Source organism: Microbacterium sp. LEMMJ01 (assembly GCF_002114135.1).
Taxonomy (GTDB): Bacteria; Actinomycetota; Actinomycetes; order Actinomycetales; family Microbacteriaceae; genus Microbacterium.
Window position 1 is genome coordinate 538439 of the sequence record NZ_NCTV01000036.1, and the last position, 17323, is coordinate 555761.

The window sequence follows — 17323 nt, forward strand, 5'->3', positions numbered from 1 at the left end:
TCCGCGCATCGCGGACCGGGCCTTCTCGCGTCACAGGCCGCGCATGGTGATGAGGCCGGTCGTCCACCCGCGCAGCGCTGAGGAGCCGAGCACGCCGACCAGGCCCTCCCGCGCGGCGACGACCGGCGCGATCGCCGGAGCACCCATCGCCATGAAGAACGCGGAACGACGATGCGCCTTCCGCGCGGTCCGCTGGACCTCCCGGGCGAAGCCGTCCAGGACGGGGACGGCGCCCCGGCCGGTCCGGCTCAACGCGGCCCCCAGCCGGAGCGCATCCGCCCAGCCGAGGTTCATGCCCTGACCGCCGATGGGGCTCACCTCGTGCGCGGCGTCCCCGAGCAGGACGATCCGTCCGCGGTGCAGCCGCCGTGCCGCGTGCTGAGCGGCGCGGAACGACGAGACCGCCGCCGCGGGGTCCACGTCGAGGAGGTTCCCCGTCCGGCGCCCGACGATGTCCGCCAGCTCGCCGGCGGACGCCACCGTCCGGTCGCCGTCTTCGCGCACCACCCAGCGGCGCCGTCCACCCGGCAGCGGGAAGGACTCGACGAGGCCGTCCGGCTCGAAGTACAGCACGGCGCGATCGTCGGCCTGCGGATCGTCGACGTCGAGCATCGCGTAGCCGGCACTCCCCGACCGCCGACCCCAGCCGGCGCCGAACGCCGCCCGCAGAGGACTCCGCACACCGTCGGCGACCACCACGACCGACGCCGTCTCCTCGACGGGCCCGTGCTCACCGTCGATCCCGACCCGGACGAGCGGACCGTCGTCATGGACGGCCCGGACGGCGGAGCCGAGCTGCAGCGCATCGGGTCGCAGCGTCTGCAGGCGGTCGCGCAGCAGCTCCTCCGTGCGGGGCTGCGCCAGCGTGAGGATGGGACGCTCGGGAGGGAAGGTCAGGGCGGCGAGCCGTCGCCCGCGGCTGCGGACCTCGCCGCTCGAGAGGCGGAGCGCCGCGGAGCGGACGTCGGCGCCCACTCCGGCGGCGTCGAGGGCATCGAGCCCCGGACGATGGATCCCGATCGCCCGCGTCTGCAGGCCCGGCTCGGCGCGACGCTCGCATACGCGCACCCGACGACCGTCCTGCGCGACGAGACAGGCGAGGAGCAGCCCGACCGGACCGCCCCCGACCACGAGGACGTCATGGTCGACCATCCGCGCCCTCCCAGCGCAGCTCCAGACGAGCGGGCAGGTGCGAGCGCACCTCCCAGCCCGGCGGGGCGACGGCCGCGAGCTCCCGCGGAGTGTACGAGCGGCGGATGCTCAGGAGACCGTCGACCCGGATGAAGGACCCGGCGAGGAGGTTCCGCGCGAACGGCCAGGTTCCTACCGCGAACGCCCCGTAGGCCAGGCGGCTGCGGGCGATGTCGTGGTGGGAGATGAGTCCTCGGTCACCCACCAGCGCACGGGAGTCGTCGAGCACCGCGCGCAGTGCTGCGGCGTCGAGGTGGTGGAGGACGTGGTTGGAGAGCACCACGTCATAGGTGTCGCCCGCCGCCACGAGGTCGCCGGAGAGTGCATGGCGATAGCGGATCCCCGCGCCGTCGTCGTGCGCCGAGGCCCAGTGGATCGCACGCTCGTCGGCGTCCAGAGCGGTGATGTCGGCGCGGAGGCCGTCGCGTCGCAGTCTCCGGACGAGGTCGCGACACAGGTCTCCCCCGCCGGCGCCGATGTCGAGGATGCGCAGCGGACGCCCGGCGACCGCCCGCGGGCGGATGTCCCGCCGATACAGCCGACCCGGGCGGGAGACGACCGCGTTCACGGCGCTGAAGCGCCGGTACGTGCGACCGAGCGCCTCCTCGTCGGCGGCGGGGTCGTCCATGAGCTCGACGAGGTCGACGGCGCGCGCCGACAGATCCACGCTCACGGTGCGGGTGCGACGACGGTCAGCAGCGCGCTCTCGGCGGTGAGCCCCGGGCCGAAGGCCATCGCCGCGACGCGGTCGCCGGGTTCCGCATCCTCCTGCTCGAGGATGCGCTTCAGTACGAACAGCACGGTCGCACTCGACATGTTCCCGTACTCCCGGAGCGTCTCCCGCGCCGGTCGCAACTGCCCGTCACTCAGCGCCATCCGCTCCTGCACACGGTCGAGGATGCTCCGTCCGCCGGGATGGATCGCCCAATGGCGCACCCGGTCGCCCACCCGCCCCGCGGCGAAGGCCTCCGCCAGGCCGTCCTCCCGCCCGTAGAGCGGGGCGAGCGCTCCGATGATCGACTCCCCGATGATCTGCGGGACGGCGGTGGAGAGGATCATCTCGAAGCCGGAGTCGCCGATCGTCCAGGCCATGTCGTCCACGCCCTCCGGCACGATCGCCGTGTGGAAGCCGTCGAGCCGGAGCGCAGGGACGGTCGTGGGAAGGTCCCGTGCCGTCACGATCCCGGCGGCCGCCCCGTCGGCGAACAGGGAGGAGGCGACGATGGTGTCCGGGTCCTCGGAGGAGCGCAGGTGCAGGGTGCACAGCTCGACGCTGACGACGAGGACGACGGCGTTCTGGTCGGCCGCGCAGAACTGGCCGGCGGCGCGGAGGGCCGGCATCGAGGCGTAGCACCCCATGAAGCCGAAGTGATAGCGCTGGACGGCGTCGGACAGGCCGAGCCCGCGCACGATCTCGTACTCGGGGCCCGGGGCGTGGAAGCCCGTGCAGGAGACCGTGATGACGTGCGTCACGTCCGTCGGGCTCAGGTCGGGGTCCGCCTCGAGGGCGCGGCGCGCGACCTCGACGAAGAGACGGGAGGCCTCGCGCGTGTAGACGTCGTTGCGTGCCCTCGTACCCGGCGCCAGCAGCTGCCCGGAGACGCGATCGTAGAACAACGGGTCGTCCGGGGAGGCGTCGTCGGCCAGCTCCGCGATCACGGTGTGGCGCGTGTCGATGCCGGAGACGTTGAACGACGTCGCCACGATGCGCTGCGCCAGCCGTCCCAGGCCGGGCTGGGCGGCGAAGACGTCGCGCACCTGCTCCTGCACGAGGACGGTCTCGGGGACGATCGTCTGCAGCGATCGGAGCACGGGCGGTCGACTCATGTGGTCACTCAACCACCCTGCGACCGCACGCGGAAAGGGGTTGCATCCGAGGAGTCGGCGGCCTAGAAGCCGAGAGCCCGGGCGAGCTTCGAATCGGAGCCCGCCTCACGGCCGCCGGCGGCGTGCACCGCACGCTCGATCGCCGCGAAGAACGCCGCACGACCGGCGTCGTCGGAGGGGCCTGCGGGGCCGAGCTCGACCTCCCACTCCCGCCAGGCTCGGCGAGTCCCGCTGCGCAGGTCGGTCGCGCGCACGTGGTCGTCCACGAACTCCGCCACGACGCCGTCCGGTCCGGTGAGGAGGTAGGCCGTTCGGTCGTTCTCGATGCGTGCGAGAGGCTCCAGCGGCGCAGTGGTCCAGGCGGCGATCACCGCGCGCACCGCCGTCGGGACATCCTCGCCGCCGAGGGGCCAGCCCTGCTCGACCCGGCCGTCGCCCTGCCGCGGGCCCTTGATGTGCCAGCCCTCGTCCGGTCCCCCGGAACGACGGCGCACCGCGACGCCGGCACGGGCCAGCGTTCCGTCCGCGGTGTCCAGGTAGCGGGCGTCGAGAGCGCGATGCTCACCGGGCGAGACCGCATCGACGCCGGGGATCGCCGTCCAGTCGGGCAGGGGCGTCCCGTCGTCGACGTCGTACTTGCGCTCGACCTCGACGGTGCGAGAGGGCTCAGTCATCCTCGAGCGTGAGGTCTTCGAGGGCTTCCTCGAACCAGTAGTCGATCTCGGTGGGGCCGTCGCCCTCGCCCGTGTTCTGCGGCTCGCCGCGGCGGTTGTAGACCACCTGCGTCTCGCTGTAGGGGACGATCAGCTTGTCGTCCGCATCGTCGTCGAGGGGGATGATCTGCCCGTCCAGCGGGCCGCCGTGAAGTCGTGCGAGTGCCATGTGCCCAGGGTAGCGCCGCCCTCCCCCATTCGGGGCGACCTGCACGGTCAGCCGCCGAGGACGCCGAGGACGGCCCCCGCGATCATCCACGGCCCGAAGGCGATGCGGGTCCTCCGATCGGCCCGGCCCGCGGCGAGGAGCACGAGCGCGTAGACCGCTCCGAGCACGAAGGCGGACACCGCGCCGAGGAGGAAGGCCCCCCAGCCGTGCCATGCGAGGACGAGCCCGATCACCAGGGCGAGCTTCACATCGCCTCCGCCCATGCCCGCCCGGCTGAGCAGCCGCAGGGCCGCATAGAAGCCGCCGAGCACGAGGGCTCCGAGCAGGCCCCGCCCCAGAGCGGCGGCGTCGGTGGTGACGACGGCGTCGGCGACCGCCGCCAGGAGCAGCAGGAACAGGGTCGGCAGCACGATGCGGTTCGGGAGCCGGTGCGTGCGCGCATCGATCACGGTCAGCAGGATGCCGATCGCGAGGAGGCCGCCGTGCACGAGGCCGAGGAGGGCGAGACGGATGTCCATCCCGGCAGGGTAGGGGGATCCGGGACGGCGCGGAGCGCCCTGTGGACAACCCGGAGGGCGATGTCGGATGTACGAACTAGCGTCAGTCGCGTCACTTGCTTTATTCGTACATATCTTCGAGGATGGACACATGGGGATCGGGCTCGATGCGATGACCGCGCTCTCTCCGACCAGCGACACCCGCGCCGGAGAGGTCCTACGACTGCGCCGCGAGATCAGCCGGATGCAGCGGCGGCGCAGCGAGCACACCCTCCTCCCCCTCGATCCCGCCTTCGCCGCGCTGCTGCCGGACGAGGGACTGCAGACGGGCACCTCGTACACCGTCTCCCCCTCGCCCGCCCTCGTGCTCGCCCTGCTCAGCGCCTCCTCCGGCCGCGGGCACTGGTGCGCGGTGATCGGCATGCCCACCCTGGGGGTCGAGGCCGCCGCCGCCTACGGCATCGATCTGAGCCGCCTGATCCTCGTCCCCGACCCGGGGGACCGCTGGCTCGCCGTCGCATCCGCACTGGCCGAGGTGGTGCCCCTGATCGTCGTGCAGCCCACGACGAGGGCACGCGACGCCGATGTGTCCCGACTCAGCGCCCGTCTGCGCGACCGCGGGTCCACGCTGCTCGTGGCGGAGGAACCGGGCGCGGGGCGCTGGGCGCAGAGCGAGGGGACCATCCGGCTCCACGACCCGGACTGGCATGGGCTCGGCGAGGGGTGGGGGCTGCTCTCGGACTGCACGGTGACGGTCACGGCGCGGACCAGGCACAGCCCTCGCGCCTCGAGCGTGCGCGTCCGACTGCCCGGCGGACACGGAGCCGTGGAGACCGCGGCCGCGGAGCTGACCGCTCTGCCGCCGCTCGTTCCCTCTGCGACGGGCAGCGCCGTGGCGACAGACGATGCTGTGGCCGGGTCGTCCGACCTCCTCTTCTGGGCGGAGGCAGGATGAACGCCCCGCTCCGCGTCCTCGTGCTCTGGTTCCCCGATTGGCCGCTGCGAGCGGTGCTGGGCGGAGGCCCGCACCCGCCGACGGCCCTGGTGCAGGCGAACACGGTCGTCGCCTGCACCGCATCGGCCCGCGCACACGGCGTCCGCATCGGCCAGCGCCGCCGCGTCGCCCAGGGCCTCCTCTCCTCCTTGCAGGTCCTCCCCCACGACGCCGAGAAGGACGAACGCGCCTTCGTCCCCGTGCTGCGGCTCATCGAGAAGCACGCCCCGGGCGTGACGCTGCTACGCCCCGGCCTCGCGATCCTGCGCGCCCGCGGCATCGCCCGCTATCACGGCGGGGAGACCGAGGCGGCGACAGCCCTGTCCGCGGTCCTCGCCGCTGCCGGCTTCCCCGAAGTGCGTGTCGGCGTCGCCGACGGACCCTTCACCGCCGAGATCGCGGCCCGAGGTACGGCGTCCTGCACGGTCGTGCCCCCGGGCGGCTCCCGCGAGTTCCTGGCCCCCTACCCCGTGCAGGTGCTCCGCGACGAGCAGATCAGCGATCTCCTCCTCCGCCTCGGCGTGCGCACTCTCGGCGAGTTCACCGCGCTCGCCCCTCTCGACGTCCGCGACCGCTTCGGCGAGCACGGTGCCCGCCTGCAGGCCCTCGCCGCCGGCGCCGACTCCCGGCCCCTGGCTCCCCGGCCGCCCGACCCCGAACTGGCCAGGACCATCGAGTTCGAGTCCCCTCTCGGGGACACCGACCAGGTGGCCTTCGCCGTGCGGCAGACCGCGGATGCCGTGATGCTCGCCCTGGCGGACGCGTCGCTCGTGTGCACCGAGGTGCGGATCGACCTGACCGACGACGACGGCGCCGTCCACTCCCGCACCTGGCTGCACCCGACGAGCTTCGACGCCGCCGACCTCGTGGACCGCGTGCGCTGGCAGCTGGAGGCGCTGGCCTCCCTGACCGCGAGCGCGCCCGTCGACGAGGCGAGGGCGTTCGGGGGCATCGTGGCCGCCCGCCTCCTCCCCGTCGCGGTGGATGATGCGGCCCACCACCAACCGGGACTCTTCGGCTCGGGTACCGATGAGCGACTGCATCACGCGGTCTCCCGGGTGCAGACCATGCTGGGGCATCAGGGCGTGGTCACCGCCGCCCTCTCCGGAGGGCGCTGGCTCGCCGATCGTCAGGTGCTCACACCGTGGGGCGAGCGCCCGGTCCCGCCTCGTGATCCACGGTCCCCCTGGCCGGGGAGCCTCCCCGACCCCCTCCCCTCCGAGGTGTTCCGCCCACCGCGCCCCATCGGCGTCGTCGCCGCGGACGGGAGCACGATCGACGTCGACGATCGCGGCGCCCTCACGCATGACCCCGCCCGCATCGACGGGGCGACCGTACAGGCCTGGGCCGGGCCGTGGCCCGTGCACGAGCGGCGGTGGAGCACGGGCGGTGGCAAACGAGGCCACCGGCTCCAGATCGTCGACGACCGCGACCGCGCCTGGCTGGTCTTCCTGGCCGGCGAGCGCTGGTGGGCCGAGGGGAGGTACCGCTGATGGGCTGGCACAATCCGCCGTTGACCTGGGATCAGCTCGAGCGCACCCTCAGCGGCGAGCCCACCCCCGAAGCGACCTCCGCACCGCGGGGGCTCCGCCCGGATCCCGGACCGGTGAGTCGTCCGCGGAAGCTCGTCCCCCCGACCCTCCCGGAGCGCCCGGAAGAGGCGGTGCCCTATGCCGAGCTGCACGCGCACTCGTCCTACTCCTTCCTCGACGGGGCGTCCTCCCCCGAGGATCTGCTCGCGGAGGCCGAGCGTCTCGGCCTGAGCGCGCTCGCGCTCACCGACCACGACGGGTTCTACGGCGCCGCGCGCTTCGCCGAGCTGGCGGAGCTCATGGAGCTGCGGCTGCAGACCGTCTACGGCGCCGAGCTCTCCCTCGATCTGCCCTCCGCTCCGCAGGGGACCGCCGACCCGCCGGGCACGCATCTGCTCGTGCTCGCCCGGGGCCTCGAGGGGTACCACCGCCTGTCGGGGGCGATCACCGCGGCCCAGCTCCGCGGCGGAGAGAAGGGACGCCCGGTCTACGACCCCGACGAGCTCGCGGCGATCGCCGACGGACACTGGACGATCCTCACCGGCTGCCGCAAGGGGGCGGTTCGGCAGGGGCTGGAGGCCGGGGACGCCGCCGCGCCGCTGCGCCACCTCGTCGACCTCTTCGGACGCGACAACATCGCCGTCGAGCTCTTCGACCACGGCGATCCGCTGGACACCCGGCGGAACGACGCCCTGGCCGACCTCGCCCGCCGGATGCGGCTGCCCGTCGTGGCGACCAACAACGTGCACTACGCCCGCCCGGATCAGGCCCCTCTCGCCGAGGCGGTGGCCGCGGTCCGCGCGGTCCGGAGCATGGACGAGCTCGACGGCTGGCTCCCGGCCCATGGCGGCGCGCACCTGCGCAGCGGGGCGGAGATGACGGCGCGCTTCCGGCGGTACCCCGGTGCGATCTCGCACGGCCTGGAGCTGGCTGCGGCCTCGGCCTTCCCACTTCGGATGGCGCGCCCGGCCCTCCCCCGCCAGGACGTGCCGACGGGACACACCCCGATGAGCTGGCTGCGGCACCTGGTCTGGGAGGCGGTCCCGTCGAAGTATCCGCGGCTGGACGAGGACGGCCGTCGGCGCATCGCCCGCGAGCTCGACGTGATCGAGGAGAAGGACTTCCCCGGATACTTCCTCATCGTGCACGGCATCGTGGCGGAAGCCCGGCGACGCGGCATCCTCTGCCAGGGCCGGGGTTCCGCGGCGGCGAGCGCGGTCTGCTACCTGCTGGGCATCACCGCGGTCGATCCGATCCTCTACCGTCTCCCCTTCGAGCGCTTCCTCGCCACCACCCGCACGGAGGAGCCGGACATCGACGTGGACTTCGACTCACGGCGCCGGGAGGAGATCATCCAGTGGGTCTATCGGGAGTACGGCAGGGAGCGGGCGGCCCAGGTGGCGAACGTCATCCAGTACCGTCCGAAGAACGCGGTCCGCGACATGGCCAGAGCCCTGGGGCACTCCCCGGGGCAGCAGGACTCCTGGTCGCGGCAGGTGGACGGCTGGGGATCGGGACTCGAACCCGTCGAGGGCCACGACATCCCCGAGACCGTGCTCGACTACGCAGCCGAGCTGCTGAAGGCTCCGCGGCACCTGGGGATCCACTCGGGCGGCATGGTCCTCACGGCCCGGCCGGTCGGCGAGGTGGTGCCGGTCGAGCACGCCCGCATGGAGGACCGCACCGTCATCCAGTGGGACAAGGACGACGCCGCCTTCATGGGGCTGGTGAAGTTCGACCTCCTCGGCCTGGGCATGCTCGCGGCGCTGCAGCACTGCTTCGACCTGGTCCGGGAGGCGACGGGCGAGGAGTGGACGCCGGAGACCCTGCCGAAGGAGGAGGCCGGCGTCTATGACATGCTCTGCCGGGCCGATTCGATCGGCGTCTTCCAGGTGGAGTCCCGCGCGCAGATCGGGTTGCTCCCCCGGCTGCAGCCGCGGCGGTTCTACGACCTCGCCATCCAGATCGCCCTCATCCGCCCCGGACCCATCCAGGGCGGCGCCGTGCACCCGTTCGTCCGTCGGAAGATGGCGAAGGACAAGATGGACGAGGCCAACCGGGAACGCGAGGCCAGGGGCGAGCCCCCGGAGGAGTTCCCCATCCCCTACCCGCACAGCGACCTCGAGGACATCCTCGAGCGGACACTCGGCATCCCCATCTTCCAGGAGCAGCTCATCCAGATGGCCACGGCCGTCGGCGACTGCACGGCCGACGAGGCCGACCTGCTGCGCCGGGCGATGGGGTCGAAGCGGGGTCTGGAGAAGATCGAGAAGGTCAGGGACAAGCTGTACGCCGGGATGGCCCGCCGCGGGCTCGTCGACGAGGCCGCCGACCGGATCTACGCGCAGATCCAGGCGTTCTCGAACTTCGGCTTCGCGGAGTCCCATTCGCTGTCCTTCGCCCTGCTCGTCTACGCGAGCTCGTGGTTGAAGCTGCACTATCCGGCCGCCTTCCTCGCGGGCCTGCTGCGGTCGCAGCCGATGGGCTTCTACTCCCCCGCGACCCTCACGGCGGATGCCCGTCGGCACGGCGTGGAGGTCCGGCGCCCGGATCTCCACCTCTCCGGCGCCACCGAGACCCTCGAACCTCTCTCGCCGGACGCCGCAGGGGCGACCGGGAGGGACGACTGCCTGGCCGACCCGCAGCCGCCCGTGCACCGGTTCGACCGGAGCGCACCGGACGAGTCCGCGGCGCACCGGCGGGACGGACGGTTCGCGGTGCGTCTGGGACTCAGCGGCATCCGCGGGATCGGAGTGCCGATGGCAGAGCGCATCGTCGCCGAGCGGGAAGCGCACGGCCCTTACCGCGATCTGCACGACCTCGTGCGCCGGACCGACGCCACGGCCGCGCAGTTGGAGGCCCTCGCCACCGCCGGAGCCTTCGCATGCCTCGGGTTGGAGCGCCGGGAGGCCATCTGGCTCGCCGGTGCCGCCGCGGAAGACCGCGCCCGATTCCTCCCGGGGACCACGGTGGCGGTGCAGCCGCCGCTGTTCGCCGACCAGACCAGCTACGAGCGCCTCTCGGCCGATCTCTGGGCCACGGGCATCTCGACCGACGACCACCCGATGACGCACTTCCGCGACGACCTCCGGGCTCGCGGTGTCCTGACGGCCGCAGACCTGCAGCGCCACGAGACCGGACGACGCGTCGAGGTGGCCGGTCTCGTCACCCATCGACAGCGCCCCGCCACGGCCGCCGGCGTCACCTTCGTCAACCTCGAGGACGAGAGCGGGTTGGTGAACGTGATCTGCTCGACGGGGGTCTGGGGCCGGTTCGGTCGCATCGCCCGGGAGTCCCCGGCGCTCATCATCCGCGGCATCCTCGAGCGCTCCCCGGAGGGGGTCGTCAATGTGCTCGCCGACGCCTTCGAAGACCTCCGCACGGGGGTCATGCACCGCTCGCGGGACTTCCGATGACTCCGGTGCGGGAGGGGCCCCGGCCTCCGGCGGTCACCAGAAGCGTTCGGGCTCCTCCGGCGGGGGACGGTCCGAGCCACCCCAGCGATCCGCCTCGGCCTTGGCCGCGTTGACCGCCGCATCCGCGCCGCGCAGAGCGATGCCCGCGCCGCTGGCCGACGGCCCGATGGGATCGATGAGCAGCGACGTCCGCGGAGCGACGCCCACCGCAACCGTGCAGTCGAGGACACGGCCGATCCAGTGCGTCACCTCAGCTCGGGGCTCCTCGGCGCGGCGGTAGCGAATACCCGTGTCCAGGTCGAGCAGCGACAGGACGACGGGCTCCTGCGTCTGCGGGTCGACGAGTTCGGAGACCTCGACCCGGTGCCCGACCGGGAGTGCGACCTGACCGGCGAAGACGAGCATCCTGTCCATGCCCCCACCCTACGGAACGGCCCGTATCGGCGACAGAGCCGGGAGCCGCGCAGAATTTTTCGAAGAAACTTTTGTCCCCCAAATGGCGGACAAGAGGATTAAGGGATATTCTGCTCTCGTAGCGGGGGCTACCGGCTGAATCTCTGGGGGATCAGCCGTAGAGACAGCGAGACTTCGCCGCCTCCCCAACCGTCCGGGTAGGACGGTGAGCCCTCTCGGCAGCACCGGGTTGGGGCGGTCCCGTCGAGAGGGCATACCCCGCGGCTAGCCATCGTCCCGCTGAGCGTCAACCCCGGCGATGGCGTGCACCGCTCGGACTACGGTCGTTCGTCATGACGCCTCGCCCCTGTCTCGAACGCCGCCCCGGTGCACATGCCGCCGGAGGCCGTCAGTCGTCGGCGGGCTCGTCGAGGCCGTCCTCATCCAGCGGCACTTCGATGCGCTGCTCCGCGGCGTCCGCCGGGTCCGCCTCGATGGGGTGCGGCTCCGGCGCCGAGGGGGTCGGCGCTTCCGGGTCCTCGGGAACCTCCTCGGCAAGCCGCTCCTGCTCCTGCAGGTCGGCCTCGGGCTTCACATCGTCGATCGGATGGTCATTGAGAGACATGGCTCCTCCTCCTTCGGTGTGGATGCCTCCAGCCTGCCGAGGCCGCACGACAGCGGCAAGGGGCTTGACCCGACGGAGCCGACCATGAAGAAGAAGAGCACGCGAGGCCGGGTACGCATCGGCGTCTCCGGGTGGCGGTACGCCCGGTGGCGCGGCGACTTCTACCCGCGCGGCCTCCCGCAGCGTCGAGAGCTGGAGCACCTCGGATCGCAGTTCCCCACCGTCGAGCTCAACGGCTCGTTCTACTCGCTGCAGCGGCCCGAGAGCTACCGCCGGTGGGCGGCGAGCGTTCCCGACGACTTCGTGTTCGCGGTCAAGGGCTCCCGCTACGTCAGCCACATGCTGCGGCTGCGCAACGTCGAACAGGCGCTGGCCAACTTCTTCGCCTCGGGCGTCCTCGCCCTCGGTCCCCGGCTCGGCCCGATCCTCTGGCAGCTCCCCGCGCGGCAGCATTTCGACGCCGAGATCGTGGAGGGGTTCCTCGACACCCTCCCGCAGACGGCGGCGGAGGCTCTCTCCCTCGCCCGGCGGCACGACGAGCGGCTGCAGGACCGGGCGTGGCTGGAGATCGATGCCGACCGCGCGCTCCGCTACGCCCTCGAACCGCGTTCCGCTTCCTTCGCCGACCCCTCGAGCCTGAGGCTCCTGCAGCATCACGGGGCTTCCCTCGTCATCGCAGACACCGCAGGCAAATGGCCGCGGTTCGACGCCCTCACCGCGGACTTCGTCTACATCCGTCTCCACGGCGCGCAGATGCTCTACCACAGCGCCTACACCGAGGAGGAGCTGCGGGAGTGGGCGAGGCTCATCCGCGGGTGGGCCGACGGGACCGGAGCCGACGACGGGAAGCCGCGCGACGTCTTCGTGTACTTCGACAACGACGCCCGCGGGCACGCACCCCACGACGCCCTGGCGTTGAGCGCCCTCGTGACGGACCTCGTGACGGACACGCCCTCCTGACGCGGCGAGCGCGGCGGTTACCGGTCGCCGACGTGACCCGGAGCGGTGAGCGACAGCACCCGCTCGACGAACGCCGCGTACTCCTCCATGTAGTGCGCGAGGAACTTCTCGGTGTCGGCGTCATGCACCTGCCCGTCGGCGCCGAACACCTCGGGCCGGAACGTGATGTAGGCCTCCGGGGCGTTCAGCTGCGGTGCGTTGAGGAAGCTCAGCACACTCCGCATCGATGACTGCATGACCGCGGTGCCGATCGCTCCGGTCGAGGCGCCGATGATGCCGGTGGGCTTGCGTGCGAACGAGTTGTGCCCCCACGGTCGCGAGCCCCAATCGATGGCGTTCTTCAACGCCCCGGGGATGGAGCGGTTGTACTCCGGCGACACGAGCAGCAGCCCGTCCGCCCCCTCGACCGCACTCTTGAACGCGGTGACCGCAGCGACCGGTTCGAGTTCGTCGTCGCGGTTGTAGAGCGGGAGGTCACGGATGGGGATCTCCACGAGTTCGAGGTCCGGCGGGGCGAGCCGTACGAGCGCCGTGGCCAGGACGCGGTTGATCGAATCCGATGCGAGGCTGCCGATGAGGTAGCCGATCCGATGGGTCATGGTGAGGTCCCCTCGTCTCCCTGCATCTCCAGGATATCGCCGGAGTGGGGGCTTGCCACAAGGGCCCCCTCACGGGGCAGAATCGACGGCTCGCGTGCCCCCGCATGCCCTCTCGAAGGAGATGTCCCGTGCTCGACCCCTTTGATCTGTCCGACGACCACGCGGCGAAATCCGCAGACGACCTCATCGCCGCCGACCGCGTCCACCTCCGGCGGCTCGGCGTCGCCCTCTCCCGGGAACGCGACGCCCTGACCGCTCGTCTCGCCCTCGTGCGCCGGCAGGCCGCGGACGCGGGCGTCACGGCGGTCGATCGTGACCTGGAGATCCGCCGCCTCACCGCGACGCTGCGCCTGCGGGAGCGCTTCGGCATCGACATGTGTCTCGGCCGGATGACCCCCGCGGCCGGGCCGCCGGTGTACATCGGTCGCGCCGGGGTGTCCGATGCGGACGGCACCCGTCTGCTGGTCGACTGGCGGGCTCCGGCAGCGGAACCGTACTTCGCGGCGACCTGGGAAGACCCCCGAGGCCTCCTCTCCCGGCGTCGGTACCGGTGGAACCGAGGCAGGATCACGGACTACTGGGACGAGGCGCTGTCGCCCGAGGGTCTCGACGGCGCCGCCTCCCTCGACGACCAGTCTGCGTTCCTCGCCAGCCTCGATGCGCATCGCACGGAGCGGATGCGCGACGTGCTGGCGACCATCCAGGTGGATCAGGATGCCATCGTGCGAGCGCCTTCGCCCGGTACGCTCGTCGTCGACGGCGGCCCGGGCACCGGCAAGACGGTGGTCGCGCTGCATCGCGCCGCGCACCTCCTGTACGCCGAGCCGCGGCTGACCACCGGCGCCGGGGGCATGCTGCTCGTAGGACCGAACCCGCAGTACCTCGGCTACGTCGAGGACGTGCTGCCGAGCCTCGGCGAGGACACGGTGAGGTTGTGCACCCTGCGCGACCTCACTCCCGAGGGCGCGGACGCCATCCCGGAGGCGGATTTCCGCGTGGCTGAGATCAAGCAGCGCCTCGACCCGGGGCAGGTGATCGCCGCGGCGGTCTCGGCCCTGACGCGGCCGCCGACGCACGCTCTCCGCCTCGAGACACCGTGGGCCGATCTCTGGGTGGGCCGAGAGGACTGGGCCGATCTGTTCGCCACTGCGGATCCGGCGTCGCCGCACAACGAAGCTCGCGACGAGGTGTGGGAGGAGGTGCTGGAGATGCTCGTCGACCAGGTCCGCGACGCGGAGGTCCCGGAGTCCTCGATCCGCCGGTGGCTGCGGCAGGACGACGAGCTCACGGCGACCTTCCGGCGGGCCTGGCCGCTGTTGGCACCGGAGGCGGTGGTCGCCGCGCTCTGGGCATCCCGGACGCTGCTCGCGCAGTGCGCGCCCGACCTCACGGCCGACGAGCGCGCTCTGCTGAGCCGAGCAGCAGGGGCGCCCTGGACGGACGCGGACCTTCCCCTGCTCGACGCCGCGCACCGCCGGATCGGCGACCCCGAAGCCGTCCGAGAGCAGCACCGGCGACAAGTGGCAGCCGCCGCGGCGGCGAAACAGATGTCCGCGGTCGTCGACCACCTCGTCGAGAGCGATGACAGCGAGATGAAGGTGATGTCGATCCTGCGCGGGGAAGATGCGCGGAACGTGCTCGCGGGAGCGGACGCACCTCCCCCGCTCCCGCCGGATGAGCTCGCGGGCCCCTTCGGGCACATCGTCGTCGACGAGGCGCAGGAGCTCACCGATGCGCAGTGGCGCATGCTGATCGCGCGGTGCCCCTCTCGCAGCTTCACCGTCGTCGGCGACAGGGCCCAGGCGCGAAGGGCGTTCGCGGAGTCCTGGGCGGACCGACTCGAACACCTCGGCCTGCGCCACGTGCGGGTCGCTTCGCTCCGGGTGAACTACCGCACGCCGGCCGAGGTGATGGCGCTGGCCGCACCGACCATCCGTCAAGCCCTGCCCGACGCCAACGTCCCGACGTCCGTGCGGGAGAGCGGTATCCCGATCCGGCACGGCGCGGTGGCCGACCGAGACGCGGTGCTGGAGGCGTGGCTCCAGGCGAACCCGGAGGGAGTCGCCGCAGTCGTCGGCGACCCCACCTTCGCGCCGAATCCGCGGGTCCGGGCGCTGACGCCGGAGGCGGCCAAAGGACTGGAGTTCGACCTCGTGCTCCTCGTGCGCCCGGAGGCATTCGGCTCCGGGCGCACGGGGGCGGTCGACCGCTATGTGGCGATGACCCGCACGACGCGCGAACTCGTCATCTTGCGCTGAGCAGCCGTGGGGCTTCAGACGTCGTCCGGGTCGCCGCCGTCGGTGATGGTGCCGGTCGGCTCGCTGTGCTCGATCTCGTGGCGGGCACCGTGCTCCGCCGCGAGAGCTTCCCCCTCCTCGATCGCCTCGTCGCGGCTGGTGTAGCTGCGAGAGAGCTCGGGGGCGCCGTCCACCTCGTTGACCCATTGCCCGTTCTTCGACCGGGTGACGACCGCCGTGACCGCCATCAGAGGTCCCCCGGCCCCAGGTCGCCCTGCCCCTCGTCGCCGAGGTCGGCGAGGACCGGGTCCTCCCCCTGACTCTCGGGCTGCGGGGCGGAACCCGGCAGGTCCTCCGCCGGCACCTCATCGTCGGGGTCGGGGATCTCGTCGGGATCGCGACCGGTGGCGGTCGACGCCTCCAGATCCTCCGGTGCCGCACCCTCGTCGAGGGCTTCCGTGCGCTCCCATTCCGCCTGCGCGGGATCGTTGCTCGGGTCGGCCTCGGTGGTCGCGTCGCCGTCGCGCAGCGGCTGACCGCCGACGTCGTCGGGTGTCGATTCCATGTCTCCTCCTTCGATCGGGCTGCCCCCAGTCTCCCGGCTGGAATCAGAGTCGCCGAGGGGCTTGAGGAGACCTCGCCGAGCAGCTAGGTTCCGGAGCTTTGCGAGGAGGCGGCGTCAGTTGCGCCCGGCCATCACGCCGCCGTCGGCGTCCCAGACCGCTCCGGTCACCCAGCCCGCACGATCGGACAGCAGGAAAGCGGCGACCTCGGCGATGTCCTCGGGAGTTCCCACCCGGCCGAGCGGGTGGAAGGCGTCGAAGCTCGACACGACCCCGTCGACCTCGTCCTTCGGGATGAAGCCCTCGTAGATGGGCGTGCGTACGACGGCGGGGGCGATCGCGTTCACCCGGATGCCGTGCGACGCGAGCTCCATCCCCAGGTGCTGGGTGAGCGAGTGGAGGCCGGCCTTGGCCATCGAGTACGCCGAGGACGGCGTCGCGGCCACGGCCTGGTGCGCCCACATCGAGCCGAGGTTGACGACGGCTCCGCCGCCGCCCGTCGCGACCATGCCGGACACCACGGTCTGGGTGACGAAGAAGGTCGCCCGGTTGAGGTCCAGATACGCGTCGTAGTCCGCCTCGGTGTGCTCCAGGAAGGGCCTCGGCGCGAACACGCCCGCGGCGTTGACGAGGAGGTCGGCGTCGGCGTGCTCCGCGGCGAGCCGGGCCCGGAGCGCCTCCACGCTCGCGGGGTCCGTCAGATCGGCCTGTAGGACGGTCACATCGATGCCCTGTCCGACGAGAGACGTCCGCGCAGCCCGCAGCTTCTCCTCGCGCCGTCCGACCACGACGACCGCGGCCCCCTCGCGTCCGATCCGTTCGGCGATGGCGAGACCCATCCCGCTCGTGCCCCCGATCACGATCGCGGTGCGTCCGGTGAATTCCCTGTCGAGCGCGGCCATGGTGCGGCTCCTCTCCGTCCTGGACGGCGGGTGCCGTCTCGTCTCCACGCTAGGAAGCGGGAGCCGGCGGGAGTAGACGAGCGCACGTGATGGAGTGATAACCCTTGCTTATGTCCGAGTGGCCGCCGGGTCCAGGGAGAGCGCGGCCGTGAGGTCGTCCAGATCGTCCGCGAGCGGGGAGGACGGGTCCCAGACGGCCTCGTAGAAGATCTCGACGTCCATGCCCCGTTCTCGCAGCGGGCGGTGCGGCGCGTCCGGGGAGGCGAGCTTCGAGCGCGGGATGACCGCCGTGCCGAGGCCCAGCTTCGCCCATTCCTCGAGCACCCGATAGGTCGCGGCCTCGCCGTCATAGGCGCTCAAGGGCACGTCGTTCGCGGCGAAGAGGTCGGTGGTGAAGGTCGTCAATCCGCACGTGTCCGGCATCAGGATGAGGGGCGTGTCGGTGAGGTCGCTGAGCTCCACGGGGCCGTCCTGCGACGGCTCCTGGTCGACGACGACCACGGGTTCCGCGTCGACGATGCGGTGCCGGAACCGCGGCATGGGGGCGACGGACGGGACGAGGATGAGGTCCAGCTCCCCGGCGGAGAGCTCGCGCCGCAGATCGGCGACATTCGCCTCGCGGAGGACGAGCTGCCGCGGCGCCGGCGAGGCGGGAAGCGCGCACACGGCCGTGTAGGCGCGCGCGACGATGGCCGGATTCATGAG

General features: G+C 72.1%; 18 protein-coding genes. 5 read left to right on the forward strand and 13 right to left on the reverse strand.

Annotated features, from left to right (window positions below; translation table 11 throughout):
* Positions 1 to 30: 30 nt before the first annotated feature.
* The 6 genes from B7W94_RS17565 to B7W94_RS17590 form a co-directional block, all read right to left on the reverse strand.
* Positions 31 to 1152, reverse strand: coding sequence for an FAD-dependent oxidoreductase (locus B7W94_RS17565; RefSeq protein ID WP_085607906.1), 1122 nt, complete (start codon positions 1150 to 1152; stop codon positions 31 to 33).
* Complete coding sequence (locus B7W94_RS17570) at positions 1139 to 1864, reverse strand: methyltransferase domain-containing protein (RefSeq protein WP_085607908.1); 726 nt, start codon at positions 1862 to 1864, stop codon at positions 1139 to 1141. The genes B7W94_RS17565 and B7W94_RS17570 overlap by 14 nt, the downstream gene beginning before the upstream one ends.
* Positions 1861 to 3018 carry a type III polyketide synthase gene (locus B7W94_RS17575; protein ID WP_253247468.1) on the reverse strand — a complete coding sequence of 386 codons (1158 nt, stop codon included), beginning with the start codon at positions 3016 to 3018 and terminating at the stop codon, positions 1861 to 1863. The genes B7W94_RS17570 and B7W94_RS17575 overlap by 4 nt, the downstream gene beginning before the upstream one ends.
* Before the next feature lie 62 nt (positions 3019 to 3080).
* Positions 3081 to 3692 carry a CYTH domain-containing protein gene (locus tag B7W94_RS17580; protein WP_062764524.1) on the reverse strand — a complete coding sequence of 204 codons (612 nt, stop codon included), beginning with the start codon at positions 3690 to 3692 and terminating at the stop codon, positions 3081 to 3083.
* Positions 3685 to 3900, reverse strand: coding sequence for a hypothetical protein (locus B7W94_RS17585; protein WP_025105115.1), 216 nt, complete (start codon positions 3898 to 3900; stop codon positions 3685 to 3687). Before B7W94_RS17585 ends, B7W94_RS17580 begins: the two co-directional genes overlap by 8 nt.
* A 47-nt stretch (positions 3901 to 3947) precedes the next feature.
* On the reverse strand, positions 3948 to 4418 hold the full coding sequence (locus B7W94_RS17590; protein ID WP_025105116.1) for a prepilin peptidase: 471 nt from the start codon (positions 4416 to 4418) through the stop codon (positions 3948 to 3950).
* A 130-nt stretch (positions 4419 to 4548) separates the two neighbouring features.
* On the opposite strand from B7W94_RS17590, the gene B7W94_RS17595 reads away from it, so the two are divergent.
* Genes B7W94_RS17595 through B7W94_RS17605 form a run of 3 tightly spaced genes read left to right on the forward strand, consistent with a single transcriptional unit; the run spans position 4549 to position 10339 of the window.
* Positions 4549 to 5352, forward strand: a complete 804-nt coding sequence (locus B7W94_RS17595) for a hypothetical protein (RefSeq protein ID WP_085607912.1) — start codon at positions 4549 to 4551, stop codon at positions 5350 to 5352.
* Positions 5349 to 6884: a DNA polymerase Y family protein gene (locus tag B7W94_RS17600; RefSeq protein ID WP_085607914.1), complete on the forward strand. Its 1536-nt coding sequence runs from the start codon at positions 5349 to 5351 to the stop codon at positions 6882 to 6884. Before B7W94_RS17595 ends, B7W94_RS17600 begins: the two co-directional genes overlap by 4 nt.
* Positions 6884 to 10339 carry an error-prone DNA polymerase gene (locus B7W94_RS17605; RefSeq protein ID WP_085607916.1) on the forward strand — a complete coding sequence of 1152 codons (3456 nt, stop codon included), beginning with the start codon at positions 6884 to 6886 and terminating at the stop codon, positions 10337 to 10339. Before B7W94_RS17600 ends, B7W94_RS17605 begins: the two co-directional genes overlap by 1 nt.
* Before the next feature lie 33 nt (positions 10340 to 10372).
* On the opposite strand, the gene B7W94_RS17610 is transcribed toward B7W94_RS17605, so the two are convergent.
* Both B7W94_RS17610 and B7W94_RS17615 read right to left on the reverse strand, forming a co-directional pair.
* Complete coding sequence (locus B7W94_RS17610) at positions 10373 to 10753, reverse strand: hypothetical protein (RefSeq protein WP_025105120.1); 381 nt, start codon at positions 10751 to 10753, stop codon at positions 10373 to 10375.
* A 388-nt stretch (positions 10754 to 11141) separates the two neighbouring features.
* Positions 11142 to 11357, reverse strand: a complete 216-nt coding sequence (locus B7W94_RS17615) for a hypothetical protein (RefSeq protein WP_085607918.1) — start codon at positions 11355 to 11357, stop codon at positions 11142 to 11144.
* A gap of 84 nt (positions 11358 to 11441) precedes the next feature.
* On the opposite strand from B7W94_RS17615, the gene B7W94_RS17620 reads away from it, so the two are divergent.
* Positions 11442 to 12317, forward strand: coding sequence for a DUF72 domain-containing protein (locus B7W94_RS17620; protein ID WP_085607920.1), 876 nt, complete (start codon positions 11442 to 11444; stop codon positions 12315 to 12317).
* Positions 12318 to 12334: 17 nt separating this feature from the next.
* On the opposite strand, the gene B7W94_RS17625 is transcribed toward B7W94_RS17620, so the two are convergent.
* Positions 12335 to 12916 carry an NADPH-dependent FMN reductase gene (locus tag B7W94_RS17625; protein ID WP_085607922.1) on the reverse strand — a complete coding sequence of 194 codons (582 nt, stop codon included), beginning with the start codon at positions 12914 to 12916 and terminating at the stop codon, positions 12335 to 12337.
* A 128-nt stretch (positions 12917 to 13044) separates the two neighbouring features.
* On the opposite strand from B7W94_RS17625, the gene helR reads away from it, so the two are divergent.
* The gene (helR, locus tag B7W94_RS17630; protein WP_253247469.1) at positions 13045 to 15174 is read left to right on the forward strand and encodes an RNA polymerase recycling motor ATPase HelR; all 2130 of its coding nucleotides are present in this window, start codon (positions 13045 to 13047) and stop codon (positions 15172 to 15174) included.
* Between the two features lie 14 nt (positions 15175 to 15188).
* Here helR and B7W94_RS17635 read toward each other — a convergent pair whose 3' ends face one another.
* The 4 genes from B7W94_RS17635 to B7W94_RS17650 form a co-directional block, all read right to left on the reverse strand.
* Entirely contained in the window at positions 15189 to 15401 is a 213-nt protein-coding gene (locus B7W94_RS17635) for a DUF2188 domain-containing protein (RefSeq protein WP_085607926.1), read from the reverse strand.
* The gene (locus B7W94_RS17640) at positions 15401 to 15718 is read right to left on the reverse strand and encodes a hypothetical protein (protein WP_085607928.1); all 318 of its coding nucleotides are present in this window, start codon (positions 15716 to 15718) and stop codon (positions 15401 to 15403) included. The genes B7W94_RS17635 and B7W94_RS17640 overlap by 1 nt, the downstream gene beginning before the upstream one ends.
* A 114-nt stretch (positions 15719 to 15832) precedes the next feature.
* Entirely contained in the window at positions 15833 to 16618 is a 786-nt protein-coding gene (locus tag B7W94_RS17645; protein ID WP_085607930.1) for an SDR family NAD(P)-dependent oxidoreductase, read from the reverse strand.
* A 108-nt stretch (positions 16619 to 16726) separates the two neighbouring features.
* Positions 16727 to 17323, reverse strand: a 597-nt coding sequence (locus tag B7W94_RS17650) for a substrate-binding domain-containing protein (RefSeq protein WP_172400146.1), incomplete at its 5' end; no start/stop codon positions are given.